Raw genomic sequence first — 21,126 nt, forward strand, 5'->3', positions numbered from 1 at the left:
GGGTCTGCGCGCGTCGCTTCGCTCCTTGCTTCGCCCTAGGATCACGAGCTCGAGGCCGGCGCGAATTTAGCGTCGATCGTCTCCGCCACCGTCTTCAGATGATCGGCCGTCGAAAAGCCCGAGATCGCCTTGCGCGGTTTCAAATCGTGATCGCCATCCTCGAGCCAGACCACCTCGATGGCATTGGAAAGCCCGTAGGTCGCGACTTCCTCCTTGGTGCCGAACTCGTCGCGCGTGCCCTGGAAGATCAGCGTCGGGGTCTTCAGATCGGCCAGATGCTTCGTCCGCAACTGCTCGGGCTTGCCCGGCGGATGGAACGGATAGGCGAGGCAAACCAGGCCGGCGATCTCGCCTTTTTCAAACATCTCATCGGCGACCATCGAGGCGACGCGGCCGCCCATCGACTTGCCGCCGATGATCAGCTTGCCGGTCACGCCCTTGGCGCGCAGATCGGCGATCGCCTTGACATATTCCGGGTTCACCGTCTCGGCGCGCGGCGGCGGCTTGCGGTGGCCGTAGCGGCGCGCGGCCATGTAGTGGAATTCGAAGCGCGCGACCTGGAAACCGGCCGCGGCGAGAGCCTTCGCGGTGGCGGCCATCGAGGCGGAATCCATCGGCGCGCCGGCGCCGTGGGCAAGCAGGATGGTGACGGGAGCGGTGTCGGGGCCGTCGAAGAGGAAGTGGGTCATGGGTGCTCCAACTTCCCCTTCTCCCCTTGTGGGAGAAGGTGGCCGAGCGAAGCTCGGACGGATGAGGGGTGCTCCAGCCTGGCGGGCACGTTCATCGATGTACCGGTACGCGACAAGATCACCAGCGCCTCATTCCTTCCAACACCCCTCATCCGTCTCGGCGCTGGCGCGCCGATCCACCTTCTCCCACAAGGGGAGAAGGCTAGGCGCTCACCCCGCCGTGCGCGCCATATGCAAATCCACGAACTGTATCCCCTTTTGCGCAGTTCGCGCCCATTCGGACTCCGCGTCCAATTCCAGGTAGCGCACCCACAGTCGCCTAGCGTCCGCCAGATTGCCCGCATCGAACTCCAGCCGCGCGAGGTTGAACACCGGGTCGGCATAGGTCTTGTCGAGCGCGATCGCCTTCTGCAGATGCCGCCTTGCCGACGCCACCTTGCCCTCGTCGCCCATCAGCCCGGCGAGGTTGAACCAGGCTTCGACGAAGCCCGGATCGAGTTTTATCGCACGCGCATAATCGTGCGCTGCCTCCGCCACGCGGCCGGCGCCACGCAGGCAGTTGGCGCGGTTGAAGGCTGCGATGGCGTCTTTCGGGTCGATCGCCAGGCAGCGCTGGTAGAGCGCGGCCGCATCGTCGTGGCGCCCCTCCTCTTCCGCTATCTCCGCCTCGGCGAACAGATCCTCCAGCGTGTCGTCTTCCAGGCTGCCGAGGTCGAACAGCAATTGGCCGTCGAGCTCGCTTCTGCCTTCGTCAAGATAGATCGCATCGGGGCGGCCATGTTGCGAGCCGAGGTTGAGCGACTTGGCGGTGAGCGAGGCGACCGGGCCGGAACGATGGACGGAACGGGCGATTGCGCCCCAGGAGGCGCCGCTGGCGATCAGCCCGGCATATTTGCGCGCCAGGATCAGGTCACGGAAGGAATAGGGTTCGCCGTCATGCTCGAAGGCGTCGAACAGCGACAGCATGTCGAGATCGGCACCGGCAAGCCGCGACTGGTCGATGAGCGACTGCCTGGAGAGAGACGATGCGTCCGGCGCCTTCATCAGCCCGAGCAGGCGCAGGAAACCATTCTCGCTGATCAGCGCGCGACCGGCTTCGCGCTCGGCCTTCGCGCGGCGCTCGATATCGGCATCGCCGGTTTTCGTCATTCCGGCCTTGGCGAGAAGCGCGCGGCCGAACACGACATCGGTGGTGCGGCGGGTGACGCCGCGCCTCAGCTCCGCATGGCGGCGCTCGACCTCGCGCACGGCGAGCCGCAGCGGAAAGGCGGCCAGCGCGCCGACGACGCCGAAGACGGCCCCGGGAACGATCACTGGCCCCGCATTTCCCGTCACTTCTTGCTCTTGCCGACGGCCTTCAACAGGTTCGCCTTCAGCGGGTTCTCAGGCGCGCCGCCGGCAGCCGCCTTCCTGGCGGGCTTGGCTGGCGCTTCCTCGGCCTTGCTCTTCGACTTGGCCGGGGGCTTCGCCTGCTGCGAGAGGCTCGCCTTCAGCGCGTCCATCAGGTTGATGACGTTGCCGCGCTCGGGCGCGGCCGCGATGATAGGCTTGTGCCCCTTGAGCTTCTCGCGGATCATCGCCATCAGCGCCACCTCGTAGCGATCCTCATAGTTCTTCGGATCGAAGTGGGTTTCTTTCTGCTTGATGAGCGCCTCGGCGAGCTGCAGCATTTCGGGATCCGGCTTGGCATCCGGGATGTTGCCGAAATATTCATTGGTGCCGCGCACTTCGTTGGGGTTCCTCAAGGTGCAGACGAACATGCCGTTCTCGCGCGCGCCGATCGTCACGACACGCTCGCGGCTGGAGAGCACCAGGCGGGCGATGGCGAGCTTGCCGGATTTGCGCATGGCTTCCCGCAGCACCGCGAAGGTCTCCTCCGCCATCGCGCCGTCGGGCGCCAGATAATAGGGCGCGTCCTGGTAGATGACATCGACCTCGCCCTCGTCGACGAAGGCCTCGATGTTCATCGTGTGGTTGGATTCGATCCTCACCGCATCGAGGTCGGCGTCATCGATGATGATGTACTGCTTGTCCTCGTATTCGTAGCCGCGCACCAAGTCCGAGCGCTCGACAAGGCCGAGCTCGGGATCGACCGGCTTCATATTGATGCGGTTGTGGGTCTTCTTGTGCAGCTGATTGAACGAGATCCGCTCGCTCGCGCTGGTGGCCGGATAGAGCCGGACCGGACAGCTGACGAGGCTGAGCTTGAGGTAACCTTTCCAACTTGCCCTGGGCGCCATGACGAACTCCTACGCGGCCATGCACTGACAAAACTCTTGCAGCGCTTCGTCCGGAGGACGATTGAGGCTGCGGAAATCCTACACCGACCTTTGATCGTAGCGGTAAAACCCTAGCGAAGTGTTTTCGGGCGATTGGGCGGAAGGATAGTTCAAATTGTAGCAAGCGTCGATGGAGATGGCGCTGAGATGCTAGCGATAGGCTGAAGGCCTCGACATTTCGTCATTCAAGGGCGAAGCAAGGAGCGAAGCGACGCGCGCAGACCCTAAAATGACGACGCCGAGGGCTACCGCTCCGTCTCCACAACCGGCAGATCCCTTGCCGCCTCATCGATCTCGGCCCAGGGATCGCCCGACGTCTCGAGCAGTCCCGGCAGCGAGGCGTAGTTCAGGTCCTGCGGCGCGTCGATCGTCTCCAGGTCGGTCCAGCTTACCGGCGTCGAGGCCGGCAGATTGGTGCGGGCGCGCAGCGAATAAGGCGCCGCGGAGGTGTGGCCGCGGGCGTTGCGGTGGAAGTCGATGAAGATGCGCTTCTTGCGGTTTTCCTTGCCCATGGTGGTGGTGAAGGTGTCGGGCGCGGTCGAAGCGAGGAAAGTTGAAATGGCGCTCGAGGCTTGGTGCAGTTTCTTCCAGTTCTGCTTGCGCGTCACCGGGACCGTAATGTGGATGCCCTTGCCGCCCGACGTCTTGGCGAAGGGCACCAGGCCGAGGCTTTCCAGCCCGCCCTTGATGTGAACGGCAGCCTCCACCACCTCGCGCCAGGAAATCCCCTCGCCCGGGTCGAGGTCGAAGACGATCTGGTCGGGCTTGTCGAGTTTTGACCGGTGCGTGCCCCAGGTGTGGAACTCGACGACGCCGAACTGCGCCAGCGCCAGATAGCCCTTGGCGTCCTCGACCGAGAGATAGGTTTTTGTCTCGCCTTCCGAATTGGTGGACTCGAACACCGCCACCGAAGGCGGCATGCCGGTGAAGGCGTGGCGCTGGAAGAAGCAGTCCTGCGGCTTGCCGGTCGGGCAGCGCACCAGCGACACCGGGCGGCCGATGATGTGCGGCAGCATGAAATCGCCGACCAGCGCGTAATAGACGGCGATGTCGAGCTTGGTCGGCCCGGTCTTGCCGAACAGGCGGCGCTCCGGGTTGGTGACCCAGATGGTGGCGAGATCGGATTCGGCGATCAGCCGCTTGCGCTTGACCGCCACCGGCGTGGTGAGCCCACCGACATCGCGCAAGCCGCGAAAGACGCCGTGGCGCAGCGAATTGTCTGCCGTGCGGTTGGCGTAGTGGACGCGGGCCGACAGCAGCGGCTTCACCCAATGCATCTCGCGCATGATCTCGCGCGGCACGCCTTCGGGCGGCGTGGCGCCGGCGGTCAGCCGCTCCAGCCGGGCAAGCAGGTCGGCCGCCATGTCGCGGTCGAAGCCGGTGCCGACCTTGCCGCGATAATGCAGCTCGCCGTCGACGAACTCGGCCATGCCCAGTGCGGCCAGCCCTTCCGCCCGATCGGAGACGGTGTAACCGGCGATGACAAAATCGTCTTTCTCGAGCGCCTTCACCTTGGTCCAGCTCTTGGTGCGGCCGCTCTGGTAGAGGGCGTCGGCGCGTTTGGAGACGACGCCTTCCAGTCCGAGTTCCGTCGCCTGCTCGTAGAGCCCGCGCCCATCGCCCTCGACATGGTCGCTGTACTGGATGGCAGCGTTGGCGGCCTGGCCGGCGAGCAGCTCAGCGAGCAGCGCCTTGCGCTTTTGCAGCGGCGCCTTGCGCAGGTCCCAGCCGTCGAGGTGGAGCAGGTCGAAGGCGTAGAAATGCAGCTTCGAGCCGGCGCCCTCGGCCAACGCGTCCTGCAGCAGCGCGAAGCGCGAGATGCCCTTGTCGTCGAGCACCATGATCTCGCCGTCGATGATCGCCTGGCTGACCGGCAGCCGCGCAAAGGCCTGCGGGAGATCGCCGTAGCGCTTGGTCCAGTCGATGCCGCCGCGGGTGATCAGCCGCACCTCGCCGTCCACGACATGCGCCATGGTGCGGTAGCCATCGAATTTGATCTCGTGCAGCCAGAGCTCGCCCGTATCCTCTGCAAGGCTCGTGCCGCCCGGCGGCTTCGGCACCTGCGTGGCAAGCTGCGGCTCGATGCGGGTGGGCGGGGCGCCCTTGACGGCGCCGGGCAGCGCGCCCGGCTTCAGCGAGCCGGCTTTCGGCGGCAGGCGCTCGCGCCTCTTCGGCGGCGCCACCAGTTCCTCGATGCGGCGGCCGGACTTCACGCTTTCGGGCCGCGCTTCCAGGATGTCGAGCTTGGTGTCGGAGGCGAGGTCGCGCTCCTTGAACAACAGCCAGTTCTTCTTGTTCTCGTCCTCGCCGGGTTTCGGCTTCAGGCGCGTCAGCATCCAGCCGCCATTCAGCTTCTCACCGGCCAGCCGGAACTTGAAGGCGCCGGTGCCAAGACTTTTCTCGACATCCTCCATCGGCGCCCAGGTGCCGGTGTCCCAGACGATCATCGGCCCGCCGCCATATTCGCCCTCGGGGATCACGCCCTCGAAGTCGATATATTCGATCGGATGATCCTCGGTTTCGACGGCGAGGCGCTTGTCGGCCGGATTGAGCGAGGGGCCGCGCGGGACGGCCCAGCTCTTCAGCACGCCGCCGACTTCGAGGCGCAGGTCATAGTGGTCGGCGGTGGCGTGATGCTTGTGGACGACGAAGCGATTGCCGGCACCGAGTTCCCGGCCGCCAGCGGGCTCGGGCGTGCGGGAGAATTCGCGCTTGGCGCGGTAGGGAGTGAGTTTGGCCGGGGGGGGCATCAGCGCCCGAAGCCAGTGGCGGCCAACGGCAAAAGCCGAGTTCCTTCGCGCCCCCCTCTGTCCTGCCGGACATCTCCCCCTCCAGGGGGGAGATTGGCAGTTCGAGCGCCGGCGCTCCCCTTACAACCTCGGCGATCGGCGAAAGCGGCGGCGACAACTGATCTCCCCCCTAGAGGGGGAGATGTCCGGCAGGACAGAGGGGGGCGCTGTCCCGCCTGCCTCTCAGTCGTCATGCTCAGGTGCTCAATCGTCAATCGCCGGCGTCAGTTCCAGCTCGGCGGGCGTCAGCCCTTGCCTGAGCTGGCTCAGCCGGAACTCGTCGACCCAATAGGCCTCGCCGTCGACCAGCACGCGGGCGCTGTAGGTGCCGCCGGAAAAACGCTGCGCGGTGATATAGACCTTGTGGCGGTCGAGCGCGGTCTTGACCGCGGCGCGGCGGGAATTTTCTCTGGCGACGGGACTGGCCATGGCCTCACTCGAACACGCTGCCGCTGGAAATGCGGCTGACCATAAGCATGGCGGAGAGCGTAATGTGAGTCAATTTGCCGGGCTCGGGTTGCTGCTCACCGCCCCGCCCGCAGCCGCCGCCAGCGCTGCATCGTTTCCTGCGCGACCTTGAACAGGCGCGGGTTGTCGCGCACGAAGGCAACGCCTTGGCCGCGGTACTTTATGGCGCCGCTAGCAGTCACCCCCTTCAGCGTGATGCCATAGCAAAGTTCGGACAGAACAGACTTCACCGCGCCCATATGTTCCTTGTAGCTCTGGTTGCCAACCGACAGGTCGAAGTAATCGAACCCCTGCCCGCGTCCCCATCTGATCAGCTCGCCCATGATGCAAAGTCCCGGCGAAACGTTGGGCACCACACCCTGGTCGATCGCGACCAGCAGCGCATGCAAGGTGCCCAAATGGACCGCCAGGTACTGGACCGCGACCATGACGTCGCCGGCGCGCAGGCCGAAGATCCGCACCGAACCGTCCGTCAGGCCGCGATGCGCGGCGTCGCGGTAGAAATCGACGACTGGCTGCCGCGCGAGGAGATCGAACCGGCCGAGCTGGCGAAAGCGGCTGAGCCGCATCTCGACCAGCTTGCCGAAGATGGAGTCTACGAGGGCCGGCGTGTCGGCCTCCACCAGGGCCAGGCCGCCATTGCGATCGAGCCGGCGCAAGTCCTTGTTGAGCGCCTTGACGAAGGACGGGCGACAGATGCGCTTGACGACGGTTTCGGCGTCGCCGTCCATGGCGATGCCGTAGTGGGAGTGGATGGAATCGCGCGCCGGCGAAAGCAGCGCCAGGGGATTGGCGACGCCGCCGATCTCCTTCGGGATACCGGTGATGTGGATGCGATCGGCCGGCGGCAGCACGGAAAGAACCGCCGCCCACGCGGCCTCGGCGGATTGCCTGGTCCAGGGGGTCGTGTCGGCGAGCAAGGGTGCTGCATAGTCGCACACCCCGCAGCTCAGCCACTCGATCACCCAATGGTGGAACGCGCGGCGCCGCATCAGCGGCAAAAGCATGACCGGTTCGCCTGTCGCGGCGTCCCGCAGCTCGACGACGGCAAGTTCGGCTTTTGCGGGCACAAGCCGTTCGACGATGCCTTCGGCCCAGGCGAAATGCTGGTGGCCGGTGCACACGCCCTTCGTTTCGAGATGCAGCCAGAGCGGCTTGACGGCTTCGAGGCTCGTGTGCAGCCTCGCCACGTAAGCGCCGCTGGCGGCGCCGGCGGCGTGCGCTGCGGCCTCATCGTCGGCCAAGCCGGTCGTCATCGCGGCCATCGGCATTGCCTGGCTTGCCACATCATTCTCCTATCGTCTCTGCGCGGCCAGCGTGGCCGCGCGGCGCCAGGCGCCGATCACGGTGCGGCGCTGCTCGTTCGGGTGCTTGAGGTTCCACATGCGGTTGGCCGCGAAATACCATGAGGCCACCAGCACGAAGGTTTCGGAAACCGCGGCGCCGGCCAGCGACCATGTCGGCGGCGCGATGGCCAGCAGGATCCCGATGGTCGTCAATCCGACAATCGCGCCGGCCATGGTGATGAAGGCGACGATGCGGAAATCGCCGAGGATCTCGAGCACCACGCGCGGCATGACATAGGCCATGATCGGCACGAAGTTGGCGATGGCGAAAAGCCCGATCAGCCCGACCGAGGCATGCTGCAGCGCCTGGGATTTGATCATCGGCAGGATGAACAGGATGCCGCAGCCATAGACCAGGCTGCCACCTCCCATGACGAGCGCCCAGATTTTGGCCTGCGTCCACACGCGGTCGAACTCCTTGTTGCGCGCCAGCTTTGCCAGTTCCGGCTGCGTCATGTTCGCGAAGGCAAGGCTGGAGATGCGCAGCGGCGCAAACAGCACCAGCACCGCCGCCAGCGGCGCGTAGGCGGCAGGTCCGGCAATACCCGCGACCAGCAGCGCCAGGCACTGCCCCTGGATGTTGGTGGTGGTGGCGCTGAACCCCGACCAGCGGAGCTGCGGCCAGAGCTTTGCGTAGCGCCGCCAGGTCGGCGCGCGCAAGGAGATACGCAGCCTGCGGCGGGCCAGCTTCACCAGCACGGCGATTCCGACCACATTGGCCGCGGCAAGCGCATAGAAGGTGGCCTGAAGCGCGTCGGCGAAGAACCAGATCGCCGCCCCAGCGAGCACCGTGCCCGCGACGGTGAACACGGCATCGCTGATGGAGACGACGAGTTGCATGCGCCGCGCGAAGAAGGCCGTGCGCATATGGCTGCGCAGCGACCAGGCGCAGACGAAGCAGGCGGCGCCGATGCCGCTCGGGTCGCCCAGGAGGCGCATCAGCAGCCCCGTGCCCAGCCCCATCAGCAGCGCCACCACCAGCGCCGCCGATCCGAAGGTCACGTCATGGGCGTCGACACCGGCGCTGTTGGTGCTCTTGCTCATCCATATTGTGGCGGGAACGGCGGTGAGCGAGCGAATATAGGACAGGCCGACGCCGCCCATCACCATGGCCAGCGCGAAGAGGCCGTAACCTTCCGCCGACAAAAGATGCAGCAGCGCGATGTTGAGGGCAAAATGGAAGCCGCTCTGCATCGCCTCGCCACCGATCATCAGCATCAGGCGCCGCACCAGATGGGCCGGGAAAGCGAACTTCACGGGCTCGTCTCCGCCTCGCGGGCGACACGCGCCCACCGCGACCGCGGCGTTGCCGCCTTCAGCTTGTCGGCCACGATCGCCACGATCGCGGCGGCGGCGATCGGTTCGCTGAAGACCGCCTCGTAGCGCGCCCGGCCGGCGGCGGCGAAGCCGCGCCACAGATCCGGCCGCAGGATTATCTCGCCGAGCTTGCCGGCAAGGGCCGCGGCGTTGCCCGGCGGCACATGCCAGCCGGTCTCGCCGTCGGCCACCACTTCCACCAGCCCGCCGATCGCCGACACCAGCGGTGGCCGGCCCCAACCCATCGCCTCGATGGCGACGCGGCCTAGCGATTCCGGACGGCGCGACGGCACCGCCACGATGTCCGCCCAGCGGTAATGGTCGGCGGGGTCGAAGACGAAAGGCAGCACCTCGACATGCCCGGTCAGCCCCATGCGCTCGACCAGCCCGGCCAATGCCTGCTCGCGCTCGACGCTTTCGAAGGCGCCGCCGACGAGGCGGACCTCGACGCGATCGCGCAGAGCGGCTTCCAGCGACGCAACCGCTTCGAGCAGCACCTCCTGCCCCTTGATGCGGTTGACGCGGCCAAGCAGCAGGACCTTGAGCGGACGGCTGCCGTCATAGGTCATCGGCAGTGCCGCGGCGGGACCGGCGACGCCGTTATAGACGACATGCGTGCGCCGCCCTTTGGCATCGAGCACCGGCGGATCGCCGAAAGTGGCGCGCGTGGCGCGCGAGTTGAAGATGAGGTCCGCGCGGCTCCATCGCATCAGGGCGACAAGCACCTTGCGCAGGACGCCTTCCGGAATCTCGTGGATGTGCAGCAGCGCCTTGCGCGGCCTCAAGCGCGCGGCCAGCGCATAGTCGGCGATGATCGAGGTGTTGATATAGGTCAGGTCGTTGTCGCGCATGCGCCGCCAGGCCCGCCAGAGCGCCGCCGGCAGCCGCGCCATCTCGACGGTGGCGAGCTTGAGCATCGCCTGGCGCCTGAGCACCCAGAGCGGTTCGAACACGATGCGGCTGGCATGCGGCTTCAGGATATCGACGATCGGCCCCTCGCGCGGCAGCACGACCTCGATCTCGGCGGCCGGAAACGCGGCGCGCAGCGCAGCCACGCTCTCCGCGAAGCTGCGGTCAGAGCCATAGAGCTCGTAGCCCTGATGAACGCAGGCAATGCGCATTGCTATCTTTTCCACCTTGCACCCCGAGCCCGCTCTGCACCGGACCCTTCAAGCGCGGAAGGAACTTCATGCCAAATCCGCACGCCGCCCTAGCCAGCGGTGGCCACTGCAGGCCCGGGAGCAAGGATCATGCCGGGTCCGAATTGCCCGACTGCGGCCCAGGAAACCCAACCGTGCCCCGTATCGACACAAATACTTCTCGAAAGTTGACCGATAGTGAAGCAAGCCGGGCGTTCTGAAGAGAAATTTTACAACTTCATGCGAGTGTTCGTCCCGGGGGTGCCCTGGCACGGAAGTTGCCAGGTGTGTCATTGACATAACAACAACCATGACCGAGCCCCGGGGAATCCCTTATTTTGAAACCGGAACGACCTTCCATCCTGATCGAAAAGCCTTCGATCCTGATCCTGGGGACACGCGGCATTCCCGCCTCCCATGGCGGTTTCGAGACCTTCGCCGAGCGCCTGGCGCTTTTCCTGGCCGGACGCGGCTGGAAGGTCGGCGTCTACTGCCAGAACGAGGTCGAGCGCATCAGTCAAAGGGTGACGATCGGCAGCTGGCGCGGCATCGAACTGATCACCATCGAGGTCGCCTCCAAGGGTCCGCGTGGGACGCTGGAGTTCGACTGGCAATGCGTGCTCGACGCCGCCAGGCGGCCGGGCGTGTGCCTGGTGCTCGGCTATAATGGCGCGGTGTTCCTGACCTGGCTCAGGCTCATGCGGCGCAAGATCATCACCAATATGGACGGCATCGAGTGGCGGCGGCCGAAATGGGGACCGGCGGCGCGCAGCTGGTTCTGGCTCAACGAATGGATCGGCGCCTGGCTCTCGCACCGCCTCGTCGCCGATCACCCGGCGATCGCCGACCATCTGGCGACAAGGCGGCCGCGCAGCGCGATCGCCACCATTGCCTATGGCGCGGACCCGGTGACCTCGGCGCCGGAGGAGCCCGTTCGCGCGCTGGGGCTAGAGCCCGGCAAATATCTGGTCTCGATCGCGCGGATCGAGCCCGACAACAACATCCTGCCGATCATCGAAGCCTTCCGCCGGCGCGATCGCGGCGACATGAAGCTGGTGGTGCTGGGCACGCTCAACGACGACATTCCTTACCACCGCGCCGTGCGCGAGGCGGCGGGTTCCGTGGTGATCATGCCTGGCGCGATCTACGACCAGGCGGTGGTGAAGGCGCTGCGCTACCACGCGCGCGCCTATATGCACGGGCACACGGTGGGCGGCACCAACCCCTCGCTGGTCGAGGCGCTGGCCGCCGGCAACATGGTGATCGCGCATGACAACCGCTACAACCGCTGGGTCGCCGGCGAGGCGGCGATCTATTTCAGCGATGCCGACAGCCTGAGCCAGCGGATCGACGAGGCGCTGGCCGACGACGCGCTGGTGGCGCGCTGCGGCAAGGCGGCGCGGGCACGAGCCCGCGAGGCCTTTCGCTGGGAAGACGTGCTCACCGCCTATGAGAAGGAAGCGCTGCGGCAGCTCGGCGTCACCGCTGACATGCCGGCGCAAGCCGACCGCGCCCGCCACGCATGACCGGCTGGTCGCGCCGCCGGATCCTCGGCGCGGCGCTGGTCGCGGCGACAGTACCTCTGGTGAGTGCGGTTCCGCCGCTCGCATCCTCGGCGCGTGCCGCCGCCGGCGAGTGGCCTTTCAGGCGCGGCGTCAACGCCTGGCCGTGGTTTGCGCTGACGCGCGAATTTCCCGCACCCCGCACCGACTACGGCTGGCCGCCTTTCCAGTCGCAGCGGCCGGTGCCGACACCGGCCGACCTTGCCCGGCTGCGCGCCAGCGGCCTCGATTTCATCCGCCTGCCGGTCGATCCGGGCCCATTCCTTGCCGCCGATGCGGGCCAGCGCGCCGACCTCATGGCGATGCTGAGCGCGGCGGTCGAAGCAGCTCGAGCCGCCGATCTCGGCGTCATCGTCAACGTGCAGGCCAACGGCGCCACGCATTACTGGAATCCCGACCGTATGGTTTCCAGCACCAGCGCGCCGGAATTCCCGCGCTACCAGGTCTTCGTCGGCGAAGTGGCCGGCATGCTGGCGGACATGGCGCCCGGCAAGGTCGCGCTGGAGCCGGTCAACGAGCCGCCGCAGGACTGCTCCTCCGACGCCTGGCCCAAGGTGCAAGCGGCGTTGCTGACCGCCGCGCGGGGTTCGGCGCAAGACCTGAAGCTGCTGGTCACCGGCGGCTGCGGCTCGATGGTGAGCGGCCTGACCGCGCTCGACCCGGCGCCGCTGGCGGCCTTCGAGCCGATCCTGTTCACCTTCCATTTCTACGAGCCCTATCTGTTCAGCCATCAGGGCGCGCCGTGGATGCGCGAGCCGGTCTACCGCGCACTGAACAATGTGCCGTGGCCGGCCTCGGCCGGCACGATCGAGAAGACGCTGGCCTCGGTGAGGGCGAGGATGGCGCAGGATAAGGAAAGGTCCGACGAGGCTAAGCGCGCCGCCTATGCCGAGACCGAGCGCGTGCTGAAAGTCTATTTCGACGCTGAGCCCGACCGCCGGTTCATCGACGGCTACCTCAAACAGGTCGGTAACTGGGCGGACAGAAACGGCATCGCGCCCGAGCGCATCATCATGGGCGAGTTCGGCGCGCTGCGCACCGATACCCGCTACAGAGCCGCGCCCAACCCGGACCGCGCCCGCTACATCGCCGATGTGCGGCAGAGCGCCGAAGCCTTTGGCTTTCCCTGGGCGTTCTGGGACCTGTTCGACGGCATGGGCATGATGGACGACACCACCCGCGCGCTCGACCCGGCCATGGTCGAGGCGCTCGGGCTGAGGATGCCGGGGGATTGAATTGTTGAATCACCAAACCGCGCTAAAGGTTTGGTTTCATGCAAGAGCCGGCTGAAGTGTGTCCCTGACACCATCCCCCCGCCGGCCGATAAAGCGCCAGCGCGATGACCACGAATTTGGTCATCAGCGTCGTCTTGGAGGCGATGCTTTCGGAGGTGTTGAGCAGGATGAGCCAGCCCAGCATCGGCAGCCAGATGCCGGTGTGGCAGCGGCGCGCGACCTCGTGCATGAACAGCGCGAAGCCGAAGAAGATCAGAAGCGTGAAGAAGGCGCCCTGGTAGAGCGTCAGGCGCAGGATCGCGTTCTCGATGCCCTGCTCCAGGCCGGCGATGCGGCGCATGCTGTCGAGCAGGTCGACATCGGGCCCGACGATCAGGTCGCGCAATTCCAGATGCCTGAAGAGATCGAACATCTCGACGCGGGCATTGGCGCTGCCGCTGTCGGAGACGAAACGTTCAAGCAGCGCGTCGAAGAAGCCGTAATAGCCGGCGAGCGCGATCGCCAGCGGCAACAGCGCGGCGAGCATGATCACCAGCGCGGCGCCCAGAAGGTTGACGCGCCCGGTCCTGAGCTGCGCCACCCCGCGGATGAGCACATAGGCGCCGCCGAGCACCACCGTCAGCACCATCCCCGAACGGCCGCCGAAAGCGACCAGCGCGCAGAACTGCAGGCCGACGAGCCCGAGCCTGAGCGGCGTTGATAACGACCGCGCGCCGGAAAGCAGCGACAGCACATAGATCGAGGTGACCGTGGCATTGGAAAGCGGGTGGCCCTGCAGCGCCGTCGAGCGCAGATCGTTGACGAACACCGCGCCGTCGAACCGGTAGGGGAACACCAGGTGCTTGGTGCCGAACTCGAAGAGCGCCAGCAGCGCGTTCGCCGTCATGACGACATGGATGACGAGCTGCAGCCGGGCAAAGGTCTTCTCGTCATCCTCGCTCAGCAGTAGCACGAGCAGCGCCGGCGCGACGAAGGTGTCGACCATGCCGGCCATGCCGGGGCGCTGCCTGAGGATGACGACGAAGAGAAGCACCGTCGAGATCACCGCCATCAGCATGGTGGCCGGCCGCTTGTTGGCGACGTAGACGGCGTAGCCGACCGGATTGCCGAAAGTGCAGGAGCGCCAGACGAAGACGAGCACGAAGAGATAGGTGGACGGATGGATCTTGCTCAGCGCGCTGCCCTGCAGGCCGTCGTAATTATAGCCGACCAGCCACAGCATGCCGCCCGAGAGGGAAAACAGAAGCAGCACCGCGATGGTCAGGCCGAAACGGGTCAGCGTGTCGACAGGGACGACGCGCCGGCCGGCCATGCCATAACCGGGCGCCGGGACAGGCCGGGCAGGACCGGCCAGGACCGAGGCCATGTCAGGCCGCCTCGTCGACCAGCATGGCGCCGGTCGGCAACCGCCCCATGACGGAGACCGCTTCCGAGGTCGTGGCGACGTCGCGCATCGGCGTCGCGTTCAGCCTGGCGACGAGCAGGATCTCGTCGGCCATGGCGACCAGCGGCAGGACGTTGAGGTCGTCCGCCAGCGCGCCGCCGTCGACGACCACCAGCTCGAAGCTGTGATTGGCCTCGGCCAGCATGCGATGGGCGAAATAGAGCGCCTGCGCTTCCTGGAACACCGCGGTCGGCCGGCCCCGTCCGACGAGCGCCACGGAACTGCCCGGCGCATAGCGGCTGACCGCGTCGAGCGGATATTCGCCGCGCAGCACGTCGAGCACGCCGGGCTGCGGGTCCTTCTGGCCCTTGCCGGCATTGATGTCGATGAAGAGCACGCGACGGCCCCTTGCCGCCGCCGCATTGGCGAGCTGCCATGCCACCCTGGACCGCTGCGACTTGTCCTCGGGAGGCGACGCCACCAGGATCGAGGGCACCAGCGGCCAGTCGGGCGGACGCCTGGTGGCCGCGGCGATGCGCTGCAGCGCCAGCCCGACCACGGCGTCGGTCTTCTGGGCGACAGTGCCGGAGCGGCCCCAGCGGCGGCGCCCCCTCCCCGGCAGCACGCCCAGCACCGGCGCCTCGATGGCCGTCTGCATCTGGTTGGCGGAAAGCACGGTCGGCGACAGATATTCGGCGATCAGCGCCATGCCGATGCCCAGCGCCAACCCGCCGAAGATGGCGCCGAAGATAAGCAGCCCCTTCGGCGGCCAGCTCTTCTTCAACGCCGGCATGGCCTCGGAGATGATGCGGGCATTGGTGCTGTCGACGTTGGTCTGCTCACGCGTTTCCTGGGCGCGCTGCAGGTAGTTGGCATAGACGGTGCGCACGGCATCGAGATCGCGCTGCAATTCGCGCAGCCTGACCGAGGCCTGGTCGGTGTCGAGCGACTTGCCCTTCAGCGACGCCATCTTGGTCTCCAGTTCCTTCTGGTTGGCCAAGGCGCGCTCGTAATCCGTCTCGGCGGCGGTGACGAGGCGGCCGAGCTCACGCGAAATCAGCTTGCGCAGGTCGCTCAGCTGCTGTTGCGCTGAGATCATCGAGGGATGGCGCGGCCCGAGCTCGGTGCCGAACTGCGATATCTGATCGACCAGCGTCGCCTCCTGCGCCCTGAGGCTGGCGATCACCGGCGAGCGCATGGCCTCCGACGTCGCGTCCGGCGCGCCGCCCTGCCGGCGCAGCTGATCGACCTGCGCCTTGAGCTGCGCGGTGCGGGTCTGGGCGGCGGTCAGCTGGGTGTTGAGGTCGGTCAGTTCCTGGTCGCTCACCAAATTGCCGGCGGCCATCACCATGTTGTGCTCGGCCTTGTAGGTCTCGACGGCGTTGGCCGCCTGCTCGACGCGCTTGCGCTGGTCCTCGAGCCGGGCGCTGATCGCGTCGGAAGCGGCGGCGGCGGCCTGGGAGCGCGCATCCGCCTGATCGGCCAGATAGGCTTTCGCAATGGCGTTGGCGAGGTCCGCTGCGGTCTTGGCGTCCTTGGCGGTGATGATGATGTTGAGGACCAGCACCTTGTCGTCACGCTTCACCGCCAGGCGGCGGCGCAGCGAATCGAGCGTCTCAGCCGTCCTGTCGCCATCGTCTGAGCCAAACAACATGCCCAGCCGGCGGCCGAGCCCGCCCTGCCCGTTGAAGTCCGGGTTCTCGGTCAGGTTGGTGGCCTTGATGGCGCGCAGCAGGACGCCGTTCGATTGCGCCACGCTCACCTGGCTTTCGACCTGGGTGATGCCGCCATCCGGCGAAATGCGGCTCGGATTGACATCGTTGGTGACGACCTGGAGGTCCTGCGGGTCGATGATGATCTGCGCCGTCGAGGAGTAGAGCGCCGGCGTCAGGAAACTGTAGGCAAGCGTCACGGCGGTGAGCAGCGCGGTGATGGCAAGGATCAGGAAGCGGCGCCGCAACAGGATGCGGCCGAGATCGCCGAGCTCGACCGTGGCGGACGCGGGCGCATGCGCGTAGTAGGCCGGCGCCGGCGCGACCGCCTGCGGAGCGTTCTGCTGAGGCACCATGAGCAGGGGTGGTTGCAAAGGTCGCTCCGACAACGCTCCATCGGCCGGCAAAAACGAGAGATGCGGCGTTGCTCTAGCTATTCCCGGCAACGATTAAAACACTGTTAATTATGTTCATAAATTGAGGCCGCTCTGGCACGAAGTTTGCACCGACGCAGTAGAATCTAAGTGCAGCTGAAATGGAGACATCGTGCGCATGCGGCGGGAACTTGACCTGGCGGGCCTGCCTGCCAGCTCCGGACGTGGGTCGCCCGGGTGCCGGCCATGCGCCTGAACCTGCGTCTCAACGGCGATTGCGTGCGCGCTTTCCATGTCGCGCTGGCCGAGCGGCTGGCGCTGCTGCCCGGCGTCGAGCTTTCCGTCGACGCGCGTCCGGCGGCGGGCGGTGTGCCGCGCCCGGCCGAAGCACTGTTCCAGCTTGAGACGCTGATCCACCGCCTGCCCACCAATGGGACGGCCAAGCGTATGCCACTTTCGACACTGGCCGGCTATCCGAGACCGTCCGAGCCGGCCGATCTCACCATCGATCTCATCGGCGATGTCGAGCCGTCAGGCAAACGGGTCTGGCGGCTCGCCTATGACGGCGTCTGCGGCGAGGAGGCCGTGCTTGCGCTGATCCTTGCCGGCCGCACCCCGCTTGCCCGCCTCGAACAGAACGGCGCGACGGTCGCCGAGGCACGGCTCGGCACCGAATATCACGGCATTGCGCTGGCATCCTTCCAGGACATGCTGGCGCGCAGCGCCAGCATGATCGTCGCGGCGGTCAACGGCGCCGCGCGCTCGTCGCTTCCGGTGCTGCCAGAACCGTCATCCGAGGCGCCGCCGCCGGCGATGCCGTCGGCCACGAAACTCGGCGTGCGGGCGGCCAAGGCGACGGCGCGGCGCATCGTCCAGCAGATCTATCATCTGTGCTACAACGCCCCGCACTGGCGGGTCGGCTGGCGCCAGACCGGGGGCAAGGATCTTTACGATCTGCGCGCCCATCCGCAATCGGGCTGGCGCGATCTGCCGGACGACGGCAGCCGCTTCTACGCCGACCCGTTCCCCGTGCTTTATCGCGGCCAGGTGACGCTGTTCGTCGAGGACTATATCCACCGCACCGGCAAGGCGATCCTTTCGGCGGTGGCTTTCGGTCCGGACGGACCGGAAGGCACCCCGAAGCCGGTGCTGGAATTGCCCTATCACCTCTCCTACCCCTTCGTGTTCGAGCGCGACGGCGAGATGTGGATGGTGCCGGAGAGCTCGGCCAACCGTACGGTCGACCTCTACCGCGCCACCGCTTTCCCGAGCGGCTGGGTGAAGGAGGCGACGCTTTTGTCGGACGTCGTCGCCAGCGACGCCACGCTTGTCGAGCATGGCGGGCGCTGGTGGATGTTCGCCACCGTGCGCGACGGCGGCGGCGCCTTCTCGGACCAGCTCCATCTCTGGTCGGCGCCGGATTTCCGCGGGCCATGGACGGCCCATCCGAAGAACCCGTTGCTGATCGATGTCGCCTCGGCGCGGCCGGCGGGCCGCATGGTCAGCCGCGGTGGCCACCTGCTGCGTCCGGTGCAGGATTGCCGCAGGAGCTATGGCGCCGCGCTCGGCATCGCGCGCGTCACGCAACTCGACGAGAGCGGGATGGAACAGGTCGTAGAGACGACCCTCAACCCAGGCGCCGGCTGGGCCGGCCGCAAGCTGCATACGCTCAACGAAGCGGGCGGACTGGAATTCATAGATGGTTCGGCAATGGCGCCGCGCTGGAAGAAGCAGCAGGACGCCATGACTGCAGGCCGTGGAGATAGGAAATGAGCATCGCAGAGGACCGCGAAACGCCCGCCGTGCCGGCCGGCCGGACCGAGGTCGACGTGGCGATCGTCGGCGCCGGACTCGCCGGCACCGTGCTGGCGACCTCGCTCGCCAAGGCGGGCCGCAAGATAGCGCTGATCGATCCGCACCGTATCCACCATGACGAATTCCGGGCCGAGAAAACCCGAGCGGAGCAGATGGGGCTGTTCGAGAAGCTCGGCCTCGGCCCCGTTTTCAGGTCTCTCGCCACGCCGATGACCGACCTCCATGTCTTCCGCTTCGGCCAGTTGTTCGAGCGCAAGCAGGATTCAGAGTTCGCCTTTTCCTACACGCCGCTGGTCAACGGCCTGCGCGCGGCGCTGCCGCCGCAAGTGCCGCTGACGGTAGGCAAGGTCGCCGAGGTATCGACCGGACCGGACGGTCAGCGCCTGGTGCTCACCGACGGCTCCGTCATCGATGCCCGCCTGCTGGTGGTGGCCACCGGCTACAGCGAGGCGGTGCGGCGCGCCATCGGCGTCGAGCGCGTCGAGGAATCGAAGGCGCATTCGCTGACGTTGGGGTTCGACCTCGCGATCACGCCGCGGGAATTCGGCCTCCAGTCCCTCACCTTCTACGGCAGGCGGGTCGCCGACCGCATTGCCTTCCTTACCATCTTCAGGATCGGCGAGCGGATGCGGGCGAACATGTTCATCTACCGGACCGTCGCCGATCCGTGGGTGCGGGCGTTCCGCGAAAACCCGCAAAAGATGCTGCTGGAGCTGATGCCGGAGATCGCCCGGCGATGCGGCAGCTTCGCCGTCGCCAGCGAGGTCGAAGTAAGGCAGGTCAGCCTGACGACGACGCAGGGCCATCGCCGCGACGGCGTCGTCTTCATCGGCGATGCGTTCGCCACGACCTGCCCGGCGCAAGGCGACGGCATCCACCGGGTGCTTACCGATGTCGATTGCCTCACCTCGACGCATATTCCCGCCTGGCTCGAGACGCCCGGCATGGCGGCCGACAAGATCTGCGCCTTCTACGACGATCCGATCAAGATCGCCGCCGACGCCAGAGCCATGCGCGCCAGCATCTATGCCAGGCGGATCAACACCGAAACCGGGCTCGAATGGCGGCTGCGCCGCCTGCGCAACAACACCGCGCGCCAGTTGATGATCCTCGGCCGCAAGATGCGCCGCCGCGAAGAGTTGCCGGCGCCAAGCATGGCGTAAGGAAAACCAAGCTTTTCCTCGCCCCCACGAATAGTGGGGGAGAGGTGGCTCGGCGAAGCCGAGACGGAGCGGGGAGCGCCCTACGAACGCCCCCCTCTCCGTCCGCTTCGCGGCCACCGTGCCGGGGCGAACCACGGGTCTCGCCCGTCCTTCGGGCCCCCCGCCTCTGGCGGGGGCGAGGAACCCAAGCTTTCGAACGCCGAGATTGGCTGGATCGGTCGCTTCGCCCTATCTTTGGGATTCCAACGAGGACCGCGAGAATGACGCATATCCGGGCAATGACGCGGGACGACCTGGCCGATGTGTCGCGCTTGCTCGGGGCTTCCTGGCAGCGGACCTATGCGCCGATCATGGGCGACGAGACCGTGGCCCGGCTTTCCGACGAGAAGCATGCGCCGGACAAACTCGCGACCGAGCTCGACGACGAGGACAAGATGTCCTTCGTCGCCGAACGCGCCGACGGCTCGATCGCCGGCTACGCCATGGCGGCGATGGATGGAAAAGGCGACGTCATGCTGGACCGGCTCCACATCGAGCCGCAGGCGTTCGGCAGCGATCTGGCGGTCGACCTGCTGCACGCTGTGCTTGCGGCGCATGCCGGCATCCCCAGCATCGCGCTGGAGGTGATCGAAGGCAACGACCGGGCGATTGCCTTCTACCGCAAGCACGGCTTCGAGGTGGTCGAGCGCCGGGAGGCCGCGCATGGTGTCGGCGGACATGCCTCGCTGATCATGCGCCGCATGCTGCCGAGGGCTTGAGGGCGTCAAGCCGAGCGGCGCAGCATCAATTCGGCGTTGAGCAGGACGCGCGCGTTGTCGCGCTTGGCGGCCGGGGCTTTTTCGTCCAGGCGCTGCAGCAACAGCTCGATCGCCAGGCGGCCGATCTCGTTGTAGTTCTGCGCCACCGTGGTGATCGGCGGGCAGGCGTAGCGCGACAAAGGATGATCGTCATGGCCGGCGACGCGCAGGTCGCAGTCGGCGCCGTGGCCGACCTTGAGGCCAAGCGCGTAGGCGGCGCTGATGACGCCAAAGGCGATGCGGTCGTTGGCGCACAGCACGGTTCCGGTCGGGAACCCCTGCCCCTTCAGGATGCGCAGCGCCTCGTCATGGCCGAACTTCTCGAAGTCCCAGGAGCCGGTTTCCTCGACCGCCACTATCGACGGCTTCATCTTGAACTCGCGCATGGCCTCGACATAAGCCTCCTGCCTGGCCGAGGCGTTGTTGTTGACCAGCGGCATGGCGAAGTAGCAGGGCGGCTCGCCGGAGCGGCAGAGATAGTCGACGATCAGCCGGAAACTCTGCCGGTTGTCGGTGCCTACGAAGGATGAGGTCTCGTCGAGCGGCGAGTCGACATAGATCAGCGGGATCGACGAGCCAAGCTCGGCAAGCACGCGGTGATGCGAGCGCACGCCGAGCGGCGCGATGATGGCGCCGGCGATGTTCATCGACCGGAAGGTCTGGATCGCCTGATCCTCCATCTCGGCGCGGCCGTCGGAGGACAGCACGAAGGCCAGGAAGCCGGCCTCGTTGGCGATCAACTCAATGCGGCGCGTGAGCGCCATGTAGAACGGGTCGGTCGAATTCGGGACGATGACGCCGAGGATGTTGGAGCGGCGGCGGTTCAGGTTGACCGCGAACATACTGGGGCGGAAGTCGGACTTCTTCAGCGCCGCTTCGATGACGCTGCGCGTGTTCTGCCGCACCGAACCCGGATCGTTGAAGTATTTCGAGACCGTGGTGCGGGACAGGCCGACAAAGGCGGAAAAATCCTCCATCGTCCTGATCGTCTTTGCCATCCTTCTGCCCCTGTCGGTACCGCCGTCACGACTGTCTACTTGAGTCACCGCTTGGCGCA

The 21,126-nt window shown here is 66.6% G+C and carries 16 protein-coding genes; 5 read left to right on the top strand and 11 right to left on the bottom strand.

All coding sequences use genetic code 11. The annotated features are described in order from the left end of the window. Positions 1-41: 41 nt before the first annotated feature. From RFM98_RS09055 to RFM98_RS09090, 8 genes are all read right to left on the bottom strand, one after another. Positions 42-689, bottom strand: a complete 648-nt coding sequence (locus RFM98_RS09055; RefSeq protein ID WP_320308536.1) for an alpha/beta hydrolase family protein — start codon at positions 687-689, stop codon at positions 42-44. 210 nt (positions 690-899) lie between these two features. Next, positions 900-2,003, bottom strand: a complete 1,104-nt coding sequence (locus RFM98_RS09060) for a tetratricopeptide repeat protein (protein WP_320308537.1) — start codon at positions 2,001-2,003, stop codon at positions 900-902. 17 nt (positions 2,004-2,020) lie between these two features. After that, the gene (gene ku / locus RFM98_RS09065; RefSeq protein WP_320217421.1) at positions 2,021-2,929 is read right to left on the bottom strand and encodes a non-homologous end joining protein Ku; all 909 of its coding nucleotides are present in this window, start codon (positions 2,927-2,929) and stop codon (positions 2,021-2,023) included. Positions 2,930-3,213: 284 nt separating this feature from the next. Further along, the gene (ligD, locus tag RFM98_RS09070; protein ID WP_320308538.1) at positions 3,214-5,718 is read right to left on the bottom strand and encodes a DNA ligase D; all 2,505 of its coding nucleotides are present in this window, start codon (positions 5,716-5,718) and stop codon (positions 3,214-3,216) included. 243 nt (positions 5,719-5,961) lie between these two features. Beyond that, positions 5,962-6,186, bottom strand: a complete 225-nt coding sequence (locus RFM98_RS09075) for a hypothetical protein (protein ID WP_320308539.1) — start codon at positions 6,184-6,186, stop codon at positions 5,962-5,964. Between the two features lie 95 nt (positions 6,187-6,281). Then, complete coding sequence (locus tag RFM98_RS09080) at positions 6,282-7,511, bottom strand: GNAT family N-acetyltransferase (protein ID WP_320308540.1); 1,230 nt, start codon at positions 7,509-7,511, stop codon at positions 6,282-6,284. Between the two features lie 9 nt (positions 7,512-7,520). Beyond that, positions 7,521-8,828: a polysaccharide biosynthesis protein gene (locus tag RFM98_RS09085; RefSeq protein ID WP_320308541.1), complete on the bottom strand. Its 1,308-nt coding sequence runs from the start codon at positions 8,826-8,828 to the stop codon at positions 7,521-7,523. Further along, positions 8,825-10,024, bottom strand: coding sequence for a glycosyltransferase family 4 protein (locus tag RFM98_RS09090; RefSeq protein WP_320308542.1), 1,200 nt, complete (start codon positions 10,022-10,024; stop codon positions 8,825-8,827). The genes RFM98_RS09085 and RFM98_RS09090 overlap by 4 nt, the downstream gene beginning before the upstream one ends. A gap of 341 nt (positions 10,025-10,365) precedes the next feature. On the opposite strand from RFM98_RS09090, the gene RFM98_RS09095 reads away from it, so the two are divergent. Together RFM98_RS09095 and RFM98_RS09100 are read left to right on the top strand one after the other, a co-directional pair. Continuing rightward, positions 10,366-11,553 (top strand): DUF1972 domain-containing protein, encoded by a 1,188-nt coding sequence (locus RFM98_RS09095; protein WP_320308543.1) that lies wholly within the window; start codon positions 10,366-10,368, stop codon positions 11,551-11,553. Next, positions 11,550-12,824 (top strand): glycoside hydrolase family 5 protein, encoded by a 1,275-nt coding sequence (locus RFM98_RS09100; RefSeq protein WP_320308544.1) that lies wholly within the window; start codon positions 11,550-11,552, stop codon positions 12,822-12,824. The genes RFM98_RS09095 and RFM98_RS09100 overlap by 4 nt, the downstream gene beginning before the upstream one ends. 22 nt (positions 12,825-12,846) lie before the next feature. Here RFM98_RS09100 and RFM98_RS09105 read toward each other — a convergent pair whose 3' ends face one another. Beyond that, complete coding sequence (locus RFM98_RS09105) at positions 12,847-14,190, bottom strand: VpsF family polysaccharide biosynthesis protein (RefSeq protein ID WP_430682273.1); 1,344 nt, start codon at positions 14,188-14,190, stop codon at positions 12,847-12,849. Between the two features lies 1 nt (position 14,191). Beyond that, positions 14,192-16,294, bottom strand: a complete 2,103-nt coding sequence (locus RFM98_RS09110; protein ID WP_320308545.1) for a GumC family protein — start codon at positions 16,292-16,294, stop codon at positions 14,192-14,194. A gap of 246 nt (positions 16,295-16,540) precedes the next feature. Between RFM98_RS09110 and RFM98_RS09115 the strand changes: the two genes are divergently transcribed. The 3 genes from RFM98_RS09115 (at position 16,541) to RFM98_RS09125 (ending at position 20,030) form a co-directional block, all read left to right on the top strand. Beyond that, positions 16,541-18,067, top strand: coding sequence for a glucosamine inositolphosphorylceramide transferase family protein (locus RFM98_RS09115; RefSeq protein ID WP_320308546.1), 1,527 nt, complete (start codon positions 16,541-16,543; stop codon positions 18,065-18,067). Beyond that, entirely contained in the window at positions 18,064-19,272 is a 1,209-nt protein-coding gene (locus RFM98_RS09120; protein WP_320308547.1) for an FAD-dependent oxidoreductase, read from the top strand. The genes RFM98_RS09115 and RFM98_RS09120 overlap by 4 nt, the downstream gene beginning before the upstream one ends. Positions 19,273-19,532: 260 nt before the next feature. Further along, the gene (locus RFM98_RS09125; protein WP_320308548.1) at positions 19,533-20,030 is read left to right on the top strand and encodes a GNAT family N-acetyltransferase; all 498 of its coding nucleotides are present in this window, start codon (positions 19,533-19,535) and stop codon (positions 20,028-20,030) included. A 5-nt stretch (positions 20,031-20,035) separates the two neighbouring features. On the opposite strand, the gene RFM98_RS09130 is transcribed toward RFM98_RS09125, so the two are convergent. Beyond that, positions 20,036-21,046, bottom strand: a complete 1,011-nt coding sequence (locus RFM98_RS09130; protein WP_320308589.1) for a LacI family DNA-binding transcriptional regulator — start codon at positions 21,044-21,046, stop codon at positions 20,036-20,038. Positions 21,047-21,126: the final 80 nt, after the last annotated feature.

The sequence above is a fragment of the Mesorhizobium australafricanum genome, assembly GCF_033977265.1.
GTDB classification, from domain to species: Bacteria; Pseudomonadota; Alphaproteobacteria; order Rhizobiales; family Rhizobiaceae; genus Mesorhizobium; species Mesorhizobium australafricanum.